We start from the raw sequence: 15,610 nt of genomic DNA, 5'->3' as shown, positions 1-15,610 counted from the left end.
TTATTTTTGATTAGCGCGTCCGTGCAATTTGCATGAATGGCCATCGTGCATCCTGCATTTTGCGAGATCGGCGCCGTGGGCAAGGGCAGGGGCGTAACCCTGTGACTGGCGGTTCACGCAAAAGATCCAGCCGGCAAGCCCGGCCCTCGAGTGCGAGGAAGCCGGCGGCGCAGGGGGAGATACAAAACTTTGCAAAAACTCCGTGTACAGGCCAAGAAGCGCTGACGTATTTTTTCGCCAGCAACAGGCTGTGCAGCGATCCTTTTGCAAAGCCCCAAACCTCGATGTTCCGGGCTGTACAGGTCAATCAGACGCTTCACCGACATGGACAGTCATGCGTCGTGATCCTCTGGGTCGCAGGCGCCTGATAATAAGAAAATAGGACGTCATCCATGAACACCATGCTCTGTATTACTGCCAATAGCGCGCCCCCTGTTCTTCTCCAGTTTGCCGTGGCGGCCCGCCCTCGACCCCCAGCCGAATAGCCCTATCGACCCTTGTCTGCCTGCCGGCCTAGCCCGTGCAGGATCCTTTTGCGTCGAACAGGAGCCGTCATGAGCACTCATCAGCACGACATGATCACCTGGGGCATGATGCTGCGAAAGTTGCCCTCCATCGCCCGGGCGTTGCCGCGGGTCATCAAGGGCATGCAGATAGCCAACGTCAAGCGTGCCGATCAGCCCTGCGGACTGGGCTGGACTTTCGAGCAGGCCACGCAACGCAACCCCGACGGCCCGGCGCTGCTGTACGGCGACCGGGTGTTGAGTTATGCACAGGCCAATCAGTGGGCCAACCGGATCGCCCATTACCTGGCAAGCCAGGGCATCGGCAAGGGCGACGTGGTGGCGATCTTCGTCGAGAACCGTCCCGAGTTGCTGGTGAGTGTGCTGGCGGTGGCCAAGCTCGGCGGCATCTGCGCCATGCTCAACACGGCGCAGACCGGCAGCGTGTTGGTACACAGTGTGAACCTGGTGAAGCCGGTGGCCATGATCCTCGGCGGTGAACTGCTGGATGCCTATTCGGCGATTCGCGACCAGGTCGCCATCGACGAGGCGCGCACCTGGTTCGTCGCCGATCCGGATGTGGCGCCCGGGCCAACGCCCGCCGGCTGCATCGACCTGATGACCGCCAGCGCCGACGGCGACTCGGCCAATCCCTCGAGCACCGGCCGGATCTACCTCGACGATCCGTGCTTCTATATCTACACCTCCGGCACCACCGGGCTGCCCAAGGCCGGTATTTTCAAGCACGGCCGCTGGATGCGCACCTCGGCCAGCTTCGGCATGATCGCCCTCGATATGCAGCCGGCCGACATCCTCTACTGCACCTTGCCGCTGTATCACGCCACCGGGCTGTGCGTGTGCTGGGGCTCGGCCATCAGCGGAGCCTCGGGCTTCGCCATTCGCCGCAAGTTCAGCGCCAGCCGGTTCTGGGAAGACGCCCGCCGGTTCAAGGCCACCACCATCGGCTATGTGGGCGAGCTGTGCCGTTACCTGATCGACCAGCCCGCCAGCGAGCACGACCGTGACAACAGCGTGGTGAAGATGGTCGGCAACGGCCTGCGCCCCGGCGTGTGGGGGGCGTTCAAACAGCGTTTCGGTGTAGAGCATATCTGTGAGCTGTATGCCGCCAGCGACGGCAATATTGGCTTTACCAACGTGCTCAACTTCGACAATACCGTGGGCTTTTCCCTGGCGCCCTGGGCGCTGGTGGAGTACGCCCACGACACCTGTGCGCCGATCCGCAACGGCTCGGGCTTCATGCAGAAGGTCGCCCGGGGCGGGCAGGGCCTGCTGCTGGCGAAGATCGACGACAAGGCGCCGCTGGACGGCTATACCGAGCCGGAAAAGAACCTGAAGGTGATCCTCACCGACGTGTTCGAGAAGGGTGACCGTTACTTCAATACCGGCGACCTGCTGCGCGATATCGGTTTCGGCCATGCGCAGTTCATCGATCGCCTGGGCGATACCTATCGCTGGAAAGGCGAAAACGTCTCCACCACCGAGGTGGAGAACATCCTCCTGCAACATCCGCAGGTCGCCGAGGCGGTGGCCTATGGCGTGGAGGTGCACAACACCAACGGTCGCGCCGGGATGGCGGCGATCACCCCGGCCGAGTCCCTGGCGACCCTGGATTTCACCGAACTGTTGCAGTTCGCCCGCGAGCATCTGCCGGGCTATGCGGTGCCGCTGTTCCTGCGAGTCAAGGTGAAGATGGAGACCACCGGCACCTTCAAGTACCAGAAGACCCGGCTCAAGGAAGAAGCCTTCGACCCGTCGAAAACCGGCGGCGATCCGGTGTTCGCCTGGCTGCCGGGGTCAGCGACCTACGTCCAGGTAACGGAGGCGGTCCTGGCGGATATTTGTGCTGGCCGGCACCGTTATTGATTCTGGCTATGGCCGCTCTTGAGAAAAAAGGGATGACAGGGCTGGAGCGGCTTGGGGACACTAGCGACTTTTCGATTGACCGAAAGTGGAGTTCCCGATGTCAGACAACAGCCGCCAGATGACCGCAGAAGAAGCCGCCGCGTTTACCGAGCAGGTCTTCAACGTCGCACGTCAAGGCGACGCCCAGATGCTCGACAAGCTGGCGAGCAGCGGTCTGCCGGTCAACCTGCGCAATCACAAGGGCGACACCCTGCTGATGCTGGCCAGCTACTACGGGCATGTGGACGCGGTGCAGGTGCTGCTCAAGCACAAGGCCGACCCCGAGATCCGTAACGACAACGGCCAGAGCCCGATCGCCGGCGCGGCCTTCAAGGGCGACCTGGCTGTGGTCAAGGCATTGGTGGAAGGCGGTGCCGAGGTGGAAGGTTCGTCCTTCGACGGGCGCACCGCGCTGATGATGGCGGCGATGTTCAACCGCACGGAAATCGTCGACTACCTGATCGGCAAGGGCGCCAACCCGCGGGCCACCGACGCCAACGGCGTGAGCGCGCTGGACGCGGCGAAGACCATGGGCGCCGTCGACACCACCGCGCAGTTGCAGAAGTTGCTGGGCTGAACGGTGCATGCCGTCGGGCCAAGGCCATGCCTTGGTCGCGGCGGTAGGTTCGCGGGGCGGGTTTAGGCTATCCTGCGCGCCCGCCATTGACCCGTAACAGGATTCGCCCCATGAAAACCGTCCTCGCCGAACTCATTACCAGAATCAGCTCCGGCTGCATGGGCGAAGAAGAAATCCTGCGGATCGCCGACGAAGCCGCCCAGGCCTACGCCGATCCCCAGGCCTTCCTGGCCGCCAATCCGGACATCAACTACGACGACAGCTTCCCGATTCCGCTGGGCGAATGGGTGGTGGTCGGCAGCCTGCCGGAAACCGTGCTGTTCCAGGCCGACACCTACATGGACCTGTTCGCGCAGATCGTCGCGTCTTTCGGCCCGGGCGTGGCGTTCAACATCAAGCCCAAGCAACTGGCCAAGACCGAGGCCCTGACCGCGCTCAACCGCATCCAGATCCAGATGGGCAGCATGAACCCGGAAAACGGCGGCTACGTGCTGATGAACTTCAGCCAGTTGCTGGACGACGAGCTGCAAGTGGTGCTGGTCTACGGCAACGACGTGCCGCGTGTGCTGGAACTGTGCGCCGAAGCCGGCATCGCCGCCGCACCGTCCCTGGAAGCGCTCAAGGTCGCGGTTCACGTCTGAGCGACCGAGCCACAAGCCCGACCACGCAGGCAATAAAAAGGAACCCCGGCGCTGGCCGACTATCCTAAGTGGGCAAGCCCTCACTTAGGAGCGACACCATGGGTTCCACCTTCAATACGCTGGTCGGCCTGATCATCCTTGCGCTGGACATCTGGGCGATCATCAATGTGCTTAAAAGCAGTGCCGAAACCGGGATGAAAATCCTCTGGGTGTTGCTGATCATCCTGTTGCCGGTGCTGGGCCTGATCATCTGGGCGATTGCCGGGCCGCGCGGTAACGTGCGGTTCTGAAGGCTGACCCCGGTTCGAAAAAGGGCCGCCAGGCCCTTTTTTATGTGACCAAATATGCGCTGCACGAAATTTTCACAAAGTCTCCATGACAATCCGCCAGCGCTGTTTTTCCGCCGCACCCCGTGCGATCTCCGCTTGCGATCCCTGACTCCGGGCCATTGCCGGCCGGGTGAGGGCGCCTGCCAGTAATCAATGGCAATGCCGCTGCTGATCGTGCAACATTTGCGCACCGCGCCATCCCCCCAGCCCTGAAGGGCTACAAGAGGGCAAAGCGCAGCTGCATTTTTTTCGCAACTTCAACTTCCATTGGGTCCTAAAACGATATGGCAAACCCGGACGCCCTGAGTCAGCAGCGAGCCTCGAGTCGCCTGCTGCAACCGACCGTCAAATCGCATCTGGCTTATACGCTGCTCTGCGCGCTGGCCATGATGGTCATGCTGTCTTTGCTGCGCGTGGCGCTGCTGGTCTACAACCGCGAGATGATCCTCGACACACCGGCCTCGACCTTCCTTGAAGCCTTCGCCAACGGCCTGCGCTTCGACGTGCGCCTGGTGGTCTACCTCAGCATCCCGCTGCTGCTGGCGCTGTTCAGTGCCCGGGCCATGGCGGCTCGCGGTTTCTTCCGCTTCTGGCTGACCATCGTTTCGAGCATCGCGCTGTTCCTCGGCCTGATGGAGATGGACTTCTACCGCGAGTTCCACCAGCGCCTCAACGGCCTGGTCTTCCAGTATGTGAAGGAAGATCCGAAAACCGTGATGAGCATGCTCTGGTACGGCTTCCCGGTGGTGCGCTACCTGCTGGCCTGGGCGATCGGCACCTGGCTGCTGAGCCTGGCGTTCAAGGGCGCCGACCGCGCGACCCGGCCACGCGGCCCGTTCAGCGGCGGCAGCATCGGCACCCGGCAGGTCGCCCCGTGGTACGCCCGTATCGGCGTATTCGTGGTCTGCCTGCTGGTCTGCGTGGTCGCTGCCCGTGGCACCCTGCGCCAGGGCCCGCCACTGCGCTGGGGTGACGTCTACACCACCGAATCGAACTTCGCCAACCAGCTGGGCCTCAACGGCACGCTGTCGCTGGTCGAAGCGGCCAAGAGCCGGATGGGCGAAGACCGCAGCAATATCTGGAAAGCCACCCTGCCGCAGCCTGAAGCGCAGCAAGTGGTGCGCGACCTGCTGGTGATGCCGGACGACAAGCTGGTGGACGCCGATATCGCCGCCGTGCGCCGCGACTACACGCCACCGGCCGACAAGACCCTGCCGATCAAGAACGTGGTCGTGATCCTGATGGAAAGCATGGCCGGTCACTCGGTGGGTGCCCTGGGCGCTCCGGGCAACATCACCCCGTACCTGGACCAGCTGTCCAAGGAAGGCCTGCTGTTCGACCGCTTCTTCTCCAACGGCACCCATACCCACCAGGGCATGTTCGCCACCATGGCCTGCTTCCCCAACCTGCCGGGTTTCGAATACCTGATGCAGACCCCGGAAGGCAGCCACAAGCTGTCTGGCCTGCCGCAGGTGCTGAGCGCCCGCAAGTATGACGACGTGTACGTCTACAACGGCGATTTCGCCTGGGACAACCAGTCGGGCTTCTTCAGCAACCAGGGCATGACCAACTTCGTCGGTCGCAACGACTTCGTCGATCCGGTGTTCTCCGATCCGACCTGGGGCGTGTCCGACCAGGACATGTTCAACCGTGGCCTGGAAGAGTTGAAGGCACGGGAAAACGGCAAGCCGTTCTATGCCCTGCTGCAGACCCTGTCCAACCACACCCCGTACGCCTTGCCGACGCCGTTGCCGGTGGAGAAGGTGACCGACCGTGGCAGCCTGAACGAACACCTGACCGCCATGCGCTACGCCGACTGGGCCCTGGGACAGTTCTTCGAGAAGGCGCGCAAGGAACCGTACTTCAAGGAAACGCTGTTCGTGATCGTGGGTGACCACGGTTTCGGCAACGAGCGCCAGATCACCGAAATGGACCTGGGCCGCTTCAATGTGCCGATGCTGATGATCGCCCCGGGCATCCAGGAAAAATTCGGCCAGCGCAACCACACCGTGGGTACCCAGGTCGATATCGTGCCGACCATCATGGGCCGCCTGGGTGGCGAAGTGCGTCACCAGTGCTGGGGCCGCGACCTGCTCAACCTGCCGGAAGGCGACACCGGCTTTGGCGTGATCAAGCCGTCGGGCAGCGAGCAGACCACCGCCATCGTCACCGCCGACCAGATCCTGGTACTGCCACGCGAGAAGGAAATGGCGCCGAAGATCTACCAGTACGAACTGGGGGCCAATCCCCATGCCGAAGTCGTGCCGGACGCACCGCGTACCGCCGAGTTGAAGCACAAGCTGGAAGCCTTCCTGCAAACCGCTACCAAGAGCCTGCTGGATAACACCGCAGGCGTGGTGCACGGCACGCCGGACTGATTGACCGCGCTAATCAAAAAGAGGCCCTCGGGCCTCTTTTTTTTCGACGGTTGAACACTACCGGGCATGAACGACCGATGCCTATATCCGGCCCAGTAACAGGAGAACCAGCAACACCACCAGCACCACACCGATGATGCCGGACGGGCCATAACCCCAGCTTCTGGAGTGCGGGAACACTGGAAGACCACCGATCAGCAGAAGAATCAGAATAATGATCAGGATTGTGCCCATGTCGTTTTCCTTTTTGGAGGATCGAAGGCGCGGTTGGATGTGAAGGCAACTGATCCACACCGCTTAATCATTCGGACTCTGGGCTTTGCAGGATGATTCCAAGTTTTTTTAATGCTTTTTGCACGCCGGGCTATTTCTTTTCGTACCTGTCGCCAGTGGCCATCGAGTTGAACGTGCAATGCCCCGGAAGTCGCACCGAGGCCCCGGTTTGCCTGGGGCATTCAGCAATCTGATGGTGCGTGGGCGGCACAAAATCCTTCGCTACACTCGCCTCATCTTCCCCGGAACAACAAGGCAACTCCTATGCAAAATCGCATGATGATCACTGGCGCCGGATCCGGCCTGGGTCGCGAAATCGCTCTGCGCTGGGCGCGCGAAGGCTGGCAGTTGGCGTTGTCGGATGTCAGCGAACCCGGCCTGCAGGAAACCCTCAGGCTGGTGCGCGAAGCCGGCGGCGACGGCTTCGTGCAACGTTGCGATGTACGCGACTACAGCCAATTGACCGCCTTCGCCCAGGCCTGCGAGGTCAAGCTCGGCGGCATCGATGTGATCGTCAATAACGCCGGCGTGGCGTCCGGCGGTTTCTTCAGCGAGTTGTCCCTGGAGGACTGGGACTGGCAGATCGCGATCAACCTGATGGGCGTGGTCAAGGGCTGCAAGGCGTTCCTGCCGCTGCTGGAAAAGAGCAAGGGGCGGATCATCAACATCGCCTCGATGGCGGCGCTGATGCAGGGCCCGGCCATGAGCAACTACAACGTGGCCAAGGCCGGCGTGGTGGCCCTGTCCGAAAGCCTGCTGATCGAACTGGCCCAGCAGGAAATCGGCGTGCACGTGGTATGCCCGTCGTTCTTCCAGACCAACCTGCTGGATTCGTTCCGCGGCCCGACCCCGGCGATGAAGGCCCAGGTCGGCAAGCTGCTGGAGAGCTCACCGATCAGCGCGGCGGACATCGCCGACTACATCTACACCCAGGTCGCCGCCGGCGAATTCATGATCCTGCCCCACGAACAGGGGCGCATGGCCTGGGCCCTGAAGCAGAAGAACCCGCAGCTGCTGTACGACGAAATGACCCTCATGGCCGACAAGATGCGCGCCAAGGCCAAGCAAAACGCCAGCTGAGCTTGCTCCTGCCCCGACGCGTCGTTAGGGTTGCCAGCATCTGGCATCCCTGACGAGACCTTGCATGCTCAATTACCTGTGGTTCTTCCTCGCCGCGCTGTTCGAGATCGCCGGCTGCTACGCCTTCTGGATGTGGCTGCGCCAGGGCAAAAGCGCCTGGTGGATGGTCCCGGCGTTGCTGAGCCTGATGCTCTTCGCCCTGTTGCTGACCAAGATCGAAGCGAGCTACGCCGGCCGCGCCTATGCGGCGTACGGCGGGATCTACATCATCGCGTCGATCGGCTGGCTGGGTGTGGTGGAGCGGGTGCGGCCGCTGAGTTCGGACTGGCTGGGGGTAGCGCTGTGCGTGATCGGCGCGAGCATCATTCTGTTCGGGCCGCGTTTTACCAACGGTTGAGGATCTGGCCGGGTTTTGGGCGCCGCCATGGCGCCCCATCCTGGCCAAAGATCAGTCGAACAATTCCTTGGGCACGTCGTGCTTGAGCATCAACTGGCACTGCTCGCTGTCCGGGTCGAACACTATCACCGCCTGGCCCTTGGTCAGCGCCTGGCGCACGCGCAGGACGCGGGTTTCCAGCGGGGTGTCGTCGCCATTGTCGGTGCCGTCGCGGGTGACGAAGTCTTCGATCAGGCGGGTCAGGGTGTCGACTTCCAGTTGGTCATGGGGAATCAGCATAAGGGCCTCCGGCAAACAATCCCGGATCCTACTGCGCCGGGCCCCGCGCGGCTAGGCAAACCTCGCGCGAGGCCCGGCTTTTCACTTCAGGGCTTATCACCTCAGGACTTTTGCCCCACCAGGCTGTCCACCGACGGCACCCGGGTGTCGCTTTCCATTTGCGTGTCGTGCTCCAGCTGATGGCTGAAGCGGTCCAGGGAGCCCTGGGTCGGCTGCGCGTCGCTGGCGAATACCGGCGGGCTGAGGATGTAGGCGCCCAGCAGGCGACTGAGGGCTGCCAGGCTGTCGATATGGGTGCGTTCGTAGCCGTGGGTGGCATCGCAACCGAAGGCCAGCAGGGCGGTGCGGATGTCGTGGCCGGCGGTGACCGCCGAATGGGCATCGCTGAAGTAGTAGCGGAACAGGTCGCGGCGCACCGGCAGCTCGTGTTCCGTGGCCAGGCGCAGCAGGTGGCGCGACAGGTGATAGTCGTAAGGCCCGCCGGAGTCCTGCATGGCCACGCTCACCGCGTGCTCACTGGAATGCTGGCCGGGGGCGACCGGGGCGATGTCGATGCCGACGAACTCGCTGACGTCCCAGGGCAGGGCCGCCGCCGCGCCGCTGCCGGTTTCTTCGGTGATGGTGAACAGCGGATGGCAGTCGATCATCAGCGGCTCGCCACTGTCGACTATGGCCTTGAGCGCGGCCAGCAGCGCGGCGACCCCGGCCTTGTCGTCGAGGTGGCGGGCGCTGATATGGCCGCTTTCGGTGAACTCCGGCAAGGGGTCGAACGCGACGAAATCGCCGACGCCGATGCCCAGCGAATCACAGTCGGCGCGGGTGGTGCAGTAGGCGTCCAGGCGCAATTCGATGTGGTCCCAGCTGATGGGCATTTCGTCCACCGCGGTGTTGAAGGCGTGCCCGGAGGCCATCAGTGGCAGCACGCTGCCGCGCACTACGCCGTTGTCGGTGAACAGGCTGACCCGGCTGCCCTCGGCGAACCGGCTGGACCAGCAGCCCACCGGGGCCAGGGTCAGGCGGCCGTTGTCTTTCACCGCGCGCACGCTGGCGCCAATGGTGTCCAGGTGCGCCGAGACGGCACGGTCCGGGCTGTTCTTCTGGCCCTTGAGGGTGGCGCGAATGGTCCCGCGGCGGGTCAGTTCGAAGGGGATGCCCAGTTCTTCCAGACGCTCGGCCACGTAACGCACGATGGTGTCGGTGAAGCCGGTGGGGCTGGGAATGGCGAGCATTTCCAGCAGGACTTTCTGCAGGTAGTTGAGGTCCGGTTCGGGAATCGATCGGGTCATGGAAACTCCTGGTGAAGTGGAGCCAGTGAGTGCGTCATCGCGTGCAAGTCGGATCGCCGCCCGCTCGCTCCTACAGGCACAGATATTCATGTAGGAGCGAGGCTTGCCCGCGATAAGGCTCTTCAGGCCGCCGGCTGACTATGGGGAAACAACAGGTCGACGAACCGCTCCGCTGTCGGCTGCGGTTCATGGTTGGCCAGGCCGGCGCGCTCGTTGGCCTCGATGAACACGTACTGCGGCTGGTCGGCCGCTGGCACCATCAGGTCGAGGCCGACCATGGGGATATCCAGCGCCCGCGCCGCGCGGATCGCCGCGTCCACCAGCTGCGGATGCAGAATCGCAGTGACATCCTCCAGGGTGCCGCCGGTATGCAGGTTGGCGGTGCGCCGCACGAACAGCCGGTCGCCGGCCGGCAGGATGCTGTCGTAGCCATGCCCGGCGGCCTGCAGGGTGCGCTGGGTTTCGTGGTCCAGGGGGATCTTGCTTTCGCCGCCGGTGGCGGCCTGGCGGCGCCGGCTTTGTGCCTCGATCAGCTCTCTGATGGAATGCTGGCCGTCGCCGATCACCTCGGCCGGCCGGCGAATGGCCGCGGCGACCACCTCGAAGCCGATCACCAGAATGCGCAGGTCCAGACCCTCGTGGAAGCTCTCGAGCAACACCCGGCTGTCGAACCGCCGGGCGTTGTCGATCGCTTGTTGCAGCTCTTCGATGGTTTGCAGATCCACGGCCACACCTTGGCCTTGTTCCCCGTCGAGTGGCTTGGCCACCACCCGTTCATGCTCGTCGAGAAACGCCAGGTTGTCGTCGGCGTTGCCCGCGAGTTGTTGCGCCGGCAGGTTCAGCCCGGCCTGTTTCAGCACCTTGTGGGTCAGGCTCTTGTCCTGGCACAGGCTCATGCTGATGGCGCTGGTCAGGTCGCTGAGGGATTCGCGGCAGCGCACCCGGCGGCCGCCATGGCTGAGGGTGAACATCCCGGCTTCGGCGTCGTCGACCTGCACGTCGATGCCGCGGCGATGGGCTTCCTCGACGATGATCCGCGCATAAGGATTGAACGCCGCCTCGGGCCCGGGGCCGAGGAACAGCGGCTGGTTGATGCCGTTCTTGCGCTTGATGGCGAAGGTGGACAGGGTGCGAAAGCCTAGCTTGGCGTAGAGGCACTTGGCCTGGCGATTGTCGTGCAGCACCGACAGATCGAGGTAGCTCAGGCCGCGGCTCATGAAGTGTTCGATCAGGTGCCGGACCAGCACTTCGCCAACCCCCGGGCGGGTGCAATGCGGGTCCACCGCCAGGCACCACAGGCTGCTGCCGTGCTCCGGATCGTGGAAGGCCTTCTGGTGATCCAGGCCCATGACGCTGCCGATCACCGCGCCGTTGTCTTCGTCTTCGGCCAGCCAGTACACCGGCCCGCCGGCATGGCGCGGGGTCAGCAGGCTCGGGTCGACCGGCAGCATGTTGCGGGCCAGGTACAGCTGGTTGATGGCCTGCCAGTCCGCCGCGCTCTGCGCCCGGCGGATGCGGAAGCCGCGAAACACCCGGGTGGCCTGGCGGTAGTCGCTGAACCACAGGCGCAGGGTGTCGGACGGGTCGAGGAACAATTGGGTCGGTTCCAGGCCGAGAATCTGCTGCGGCGCGGCGACATACAGGGCGATGTCGCGTTCGCCGGGGTGTTCGTTGAGCAGCTCCTCGGCCAGGCTCGTCGGGTCGGGAAAGGTATGGCCGATCAGCAGCCGGCCCCAGCCGCAGTGCACGGCGATGGGGGCGGTGCCGAGGGCGCTGCGGTCTTCGGCAAAACGCGCCTGCAGACGTTCGTAGGAAGGCGCCTGACCGCGCAGCAAGCGTTGGCTGTAAGCCGTGGCGTGGGGTTTCATGGGTCAGACTCCTTGTTCGCTGAGCCACAGGTTCAGCGCGGCCAGTTGCCAGAGCTTGGAGCCGCGCAGCGGCGTCAGCTGGCCTTGTGGATCGGTCAGCAGGCGGTCGAGCATCGCCGGGTTGAACAGGCCGCGGTCCTGGCTCGGGTCGAGCAGCAGTTCACGCACCCAGTCCAGGGTGTCGCCCTGCAGGTGCTTGAGGCCGGGTACCGGGAAGTAGCCTTTCTGGCGGTCGATCACTGCGCTGGGGATCACCAGGCGCGCGGCTTCCTTGAGCACCTGCTTGCCGCCATCGGGCAGCTTGAACTTGGCGGGCACTCGCGCCGACAGCTCCACCAGCCGGTAGTCGAGAAACGGCGTGCGCGCCTCCAGGCCCCAGGCCATGGTCATGTTATCCACACGCTTGACCGGGTCGTCGACCAGCATCACGGTGCTGTCCAGGCGCAGGGCTTTATCCACAGGCTCGGTGGCGCCGGGCTGGGCGAAATGCTCGCGGACGAAATCGCCGGCGGCGTCGTTGGCGGTCAGCCACTGCGGCCGCACGGTGGCCGCGTAGTCGTCGTAGCTGCGGTCGAAGAAGGCCACGCGGTAGGCCGCGTAGGGATCGCTGGCGCCATCCACCTGCGGGTACCAGTGGTAACCGGCGAACAGCTCGTCGGCGCCCTGGCCGCTCTGCACCACCTTGCAGTGCTTGGCGACTTCCCGGGACAGCAGGTAGAAGGCGATGCAGTCGTGGCTGACCATGGGTTCGCTCATGGCGCGGAACGCTGCCGGCAGCTGCTCGATGATCTCGCACTCGTCGATGCGCAGTTGGTGGTGATCGGTGCCGTAGTGCTGGGCGATCAGGTCCGAATACTGGAACTCGTCACCGCGTTCGCCGCCGGCATCCTGGAAGCCGATGGAGAAGGTCGAAAGGTTATCCACACCCACTTCCCGCAGCAGGCCGACCAGCAGGCTCGAGTCGACGCCGCCGGACAGCAGCACGCCGACATCCACCGCCGCCCGTTGGCGGATCGCCACCGCTTCGCGGGTGCTGTCGAGCACCCGGTCGCGCCAGTCCTCCAGGCTCAGCCTGGTTTCATCGGCGCGCGGGCCGTAGGGCAGGGTCCACCAGGTTTGCTGTTCGGTGCTGCCGTCGGCCTCGATGCGCATCCAGGTGGCCGGCGGCAGTTTCTCGATGCCCGCCAACAGGGTGCGCGGCGCTGGCACCACGGCATGGAAGTTCAGGTAATGGTTGAGCGCCACCGGGTCGAGCAGCGGGTTGATGTCGCCGCCCTTGAGCAGTGCTGGCAAGGTCGAGGCGAAACGCAGGCGCTGGCCGGTGCGCGACAGGTACAGCGGCTTGACGCCCAGGCGGTCGCGGGCGATGAACAGGCGCTTGGCGTCCCGTTCCCAGATGGCGAAGGCGAACATGCCATTGAGCCGCGGCAGCAGGTCGGCGCCCCAGGCGTGATACCCCTTGAGCAGCACTTCGGTGTCGCCGCCGGAATAAAAGGCGTAGCCCAGGCTTTCCAGCTCGGCGCGCAGTTCGGGGAAGTTGTAGATCGCGCCGTTGAAGGCCAGGGACAGGCCCAGTTGGTTGTCGATCATCGGCTGGGCCGAGCCGTCCGACAGGTCCATGATTTTCAGGCGCCGATGGCCCAGGGTTATCGGGCCCTGGCTATGGAAGCCCCAGGCGTCGGGGCCACGAGGGGCGAGGTGGTGGGTGATTCGTTCAACCGCTGCCAGGTCGGCGGGTTGATGATCAAAACGTAGTTCTCCAGCTAATCCGCACATAAGTCCTTACCGGTTTTTCCGTTGGGGAGGGATGAATCGCGACCGGCCAGAAATGGCAGGTACCCGGAAACTGACCCAGGTGAAACCCTGGAGTTTTAGACCGATGGGTTATAAGCGGCGGGAGGCTAGAACGTCACGGGCCGAAGTAAAGGCCTTGATCTGCCTGGAGTTTTGCCGCGAGGACAGGCCCCGTGGGCGTTTGCGAGGAGATGGCGAAGCGATGCCAGGGCGCCTGGCATCGCGGTTTGGTTTCATGGCTTGCCGCGAATCAACCGACGCAAGGCAAAGCGATTAGGGTGACAGGCTTCGGCCACGCTGCGCGGCAGGGGCAGGGGTTCGTTGTCCAGCCAGGCCGCCAGCAACTCGCCGGACAGCGGCGCGGTGATCAGCCCGCGCGAGCCATGGCCGCTGTTGATGTACAGGCCGTCCAGCCAGGGGCAGGGCAGGTCCGGAACCTGGCGCGCGTCCTTGCCCAGCACCGCGTAGACCTCGGCGAATGCCGCCTGGTCCGCCAGGGGACCGACGATCGGCAGATAGTCCGGGCTGGTGCAGCGGAAGGCGGCCCGTCCTTCGAGGGTTTCCGGTTGTAGCTGGTCGGCTTCCAGGCGTTCCAGCAGATCCTGAGAGATCTCTTCGAGCATCTGCAGGTTGCCCGCATGCTCGGCGGCGGTGGGTGTCAGGTCGTCGCTCTTGAAGTCGAAACTGGCGCCCAGGGTGTGTTCGCCCAGGCGCGCGGGGGCGACGTAACCTTCGGCGCAGACCACGGTGGCCAGGCTCTGGCTGCGCGGAGTCTGCGGCAGGCGGGTGATCTGTCCGCGGATGCGCTTGAGCGGCAGCTCGGCGCTGGCCGGGAAGCGCTTGATCTCGGCGGCGCCGGCGAGGATCACCACCTCGGCACTGGCCAGCAGCCGTTCGCCGTCCAAGGCCTGCCACTGGCCATCGACTCGGCGCAATTCCACTACATCCTGATGGGGCAGCAGGCGAATCCGCGGGTGCGCGGCCTGCCACTGGCACAGGGCTGGCGGATGCACCCAGCCGCCTTCCGGGTAGAACAGCCCGCCGTGGGCCAGGCCGATGCCAGCCAGGGCCTGGGCCTGGGGTTGCTCCAGCTGATGCAACAGGTCCGCCGGGAAGGCGGCCGCCAACTGCGCCTGGCGCTCGGCCTCCTTGGCGTTGAAGGCCAGTTGCAGCACGCCGCAGCCGTCCCAGTCGACGCCCCGTTGCAGCTGTTCGAGCAGGCGCCGGGTGTAGCCGAAACCGCTGAGGATCATCTGCGACAGGGCGGTGCCGTGGGCCGAGAGTTTCAGGTACAGCACGCCCTGTGGGTTGCCCGAGGCCTCCTGGGCCAGTTGCCCGTGGCGCTCCAGCAGGCTGACCCGCCAGCCCCGCGTGGCGAGGCTGGCGGCGCTGGCGCAACCGGCCAGGCCGGCGCCGATCACCAGGGCGTGTTTCTCCTGGATCTGTTGAGTCGGGCGGGCGAACCAGGGCTTGCTGGCGGCAGGCAGCGGCGTGTCTTCGGGCCAGCCGAGAAACTCGCCGCGCAGCACTTCCCACTTGTGGCCGATGCCCGGGGTGCGCTTCATCTTGAAGCCCGCGGCATTCAGCAGGCGGCGCACCCAGCCGGTGCTGGTGAAGGTGCTGATGCTCGAACCCGGAGCGGCCAGGCGCGCCAGCTCGGCGAACAGCTCGGCGGTCCACATCTCGGGGTTTTTCGCCGGGGCGAAACCGTCGAGGAACCAGGCATCGACCTGCGCGTCGAGTTGCGGCAACTGCTCCAGGGCATCGCCGATCAGCAGGGTCAGGGTGACGCGGCCCTCGTCCAGCACCAGGCGTTGAAAGCCCTGATGCACGGCGACATAGGCACGCAACAGGCGCTCGGCCAGCGGCCCCAGCTCCGGCCACAGGGCCAGGGCGCGCTGCAGGTCCGCTGGCGTCAACGGGAATTTTTCCACGCTGACGAAATGCAGGCGCGCGCTGGGGTCGGCCTGTTGTTCGAACAACTGCCAGGCGCAGAGAAAATTCAGGCCGGTGCCGAAGCCGGTCTCGCCGATGACGAAGCGCCCACTGGGTGGCAACGCGGCAAAACGCTCGCGCAGGCGATTCTGTTCGAGAAACACATGACGGGTTTCATCCAGGCCCGAGTCGTTGGAGAAATACACATCGTCGAAGACCCGCGAGCGCGGGCGGCCTTGGTCGTCCCAGTCGAGCTGGGCGTGGGACTGGGCATGGGGCTGGGTGTGGGGCAATTCAGCGGTCATGTTCGGCTCGGTAACGGCAAGGCGACCATTCTAGCCGATCGA

At 64.5% G+C, this 15,610-nt stretch carries 13 protein-coding genes; 7 read left to right on the top strand and 6 right to left on the bottom strand.

Annotated elements, in window-relative coordinates; all coding sequences use genetic code 11:
• Positions 1–554: 554 nt before the first annotated feature.
• The 5 genes from J4D52_RS03705 to J4D52_RS03685 all read left to right on the top strand — a co-directional run bounded on the left by J4D52_RS03705 (position 555) and on the right by J4D52_RS03685 (position 6,351).
• On the top strand, positions 555–2,387 hold the full coding sequence (locus J4D52_RS03705; protein ID WP_102676592.1) for a long-chain-acyl-CoA synthetase: 1,833 nt from the start codon (positions 555–557) through the stop codon (positions 2,385–2,387).
• A gap of 97 nt (positions 2,388–2,484) precedes the next feature.
• Positions 2,485–3,003, top strand: a complete 519-nt coding sequence (locus tag J4D52_RS03700) for an ankyrin repeat domain-containing protein (RefSeq protein ID WP_063432609.1) — start codon at positions 2,485–2,487, stop codon at positions 3,001–3,003.
• A gap of 110 nt (positions 3,004–3,113) precedes the next feature.
• Positions 3,114–3,644, top strand: a complete 531-nt coding sequence (locus tag J4D52_RS03695) for a hypothetical protein (protein WP_025805572.1) — start codon at positions 3,114–3,116, stop codon at positions 3,642–3,644.
• A gap of 98 nt (positions 3,645–3,742) precedes the next feature.
• Positions 3,743–3,934 carry a PLDc N-terminal domain-containing protein gene (locus J4D52_RS03690; protein ID WP_009050190.1) on the top strand — a complete coding sequence of 64 codons (192 nt, stop codon included), beginning with the start codon at positions 3,743–3,745 and terminating at the stop codon, positions 3,932–3,934.
• A gap of 323 nt (positions 3,935–4,257) precedes the next feature.
• A complete protein-coding gene (locus J4D52_RS03685) occupies positions 4,258–6,351 on the top strand; it encodes an LTA synthase family protein (protein ID WP_097304616.1) in 2,094 nt (697 codons plus the stop codon).
• A gap of 81 nt (positions 6,352–6,432) precedes the next feature.
• Here the strand turns inward: J4D52_RS03685 and J4D52_RS03680 are convergent, their stop codons facing one another.
• A complete protein-coding gene (locus J4D52_RS03680) occupies positions 6,433–6,585 on the bottom strand; it encodes a DUF3309 family protein (RefSeq protein WP_003226960.1) in 153 nt (50 codons plus the stop codon).
• 303 nt (positions 6,586–6,888) lie between these two features.
• Here J4D52_RS03680 and J4D52_RS03675 point away from each other — a divergent pair, with 303 nt between their 5' ends.
• Both J4D52_RS03675 and J4D52_RS03670 read left to right on the top strand, forming a co-directional pair.
• Positions 6,889–7,704, top strand: a complete 816-nt coding sequence (locus J4D52_RS03675) for an SDR family oxidoreductase (protein ID WP_009045033.1) — start codon at positions 6,889–6,891, stop codon at positions 7,702–7,704.
• Positions 7,705–7,768: 64 nt separating this feature from the next.
• Positions 7,769–8,101 (top strand): YnfA family protein, encoded by a 333-nt coding sequence (locus J4D52_RS03670; RefSeq protein ID WP_025805569.1) that lies wholly within the window; start codon positions 7,769–7,771, stop codon positions 8,099–8,101.
• A 51-nt stretch (positions 8,102–8,152) separates the two neighbouring features.
• On the opposite strand, the gene J4D52_RS03665 is transcribed toward J4D52_RS03670, so the two are convergent.
• From J4D52_RS03665 to mnmC, 5 genes are all read right to left on the bottom strand, one after another.
• On the bottom strand, positions 8,153–8,380 hold the full coding sequence (locus tag J4D52_RS03665) for a YheU family protein (protein ID WP_007932245.1): 228 nt from the start codon (positions 8,378–8,380) through the stop codon (positions 8,153–8,155).
• 101 nt (positions 8,381–8,481) lie between these two features.
• Complete coding sequence (locus tag J4D52_RS03660; RefSeq protein WP_063432607.1) at positions 8,482–9,666, bottom strand: osmoprotectant NAGGN system M42 family peptidase; 1,185 nt, start codon at positions 9,664–9,666, stop codon at positions 8,482–8,484.
• 122 nt (positions 9,667–9,788) lie between these two features.
• On the bottom strand, positions 9,789–11,534 hold the full coding sequence (ngg, locus tag J4D52_RS03655) for an N-acetylglutaminylglutamine synthetase (protein ID WP_102676593.1): 1,746 nt from the start codon (positions 11,532–11,534) through the stop codon (positions 9,789–9,791).
• A 3-nt stretch (positions 11,535–11,537) separates the two neighbouring features.
• Positions 11,538–13,310, bottom strand: coding sequence for an N-acetylglutaminylglutamine amidotransferase (locus J4D52_RS03650; RefSeq protein ID WP_102676594.1), 1,773 nt, complete (start codon positions 13,308–13,310; stop codon positions 11,538–11,540).
• A gap of 251 nt (positions 13,311–13,561) precedes the next feature.
• Positions 13,562–15,568 carry a bifunctional tRNA (5-methylaminomethyl-2-thiouridine)(34)-methyltransferase MnmD/FAD-dependent 5-carboxymethylaminomethyl-2-thiouridine(34) oxidoreductase MnmC gene (mnmC, locus tag J4D52_RS03645; RefSeq protein WP_102676595.1) on the bottom strand — a complete coding sequence of 669 codons (2,007 nt, stop codon included), beginning with the start codon at positions 15,566–15,568 and terminating at the stop codon, positions 13,562–13,564.
• Between the last annotated feature and the right edge of the window lie 42 nt (positions 15,569–15,610).

The organism is Pseudomonas sp. GW460-12-10-14-TSB1 (genome assembly GCF_017349775.1).
GTDB lineage: Bacteria > Pseudomonadota > Gammaproteobacteria > Pseudomonadales > Pseudomonadaceae > Aquipseudomonas > Aquipseudomonas piscium.
The sequence above is the reverse complement of the archived record's forward strand: the minus strand, read 5'-3'. Positions and strand labels throughout refer to the sequence as shown.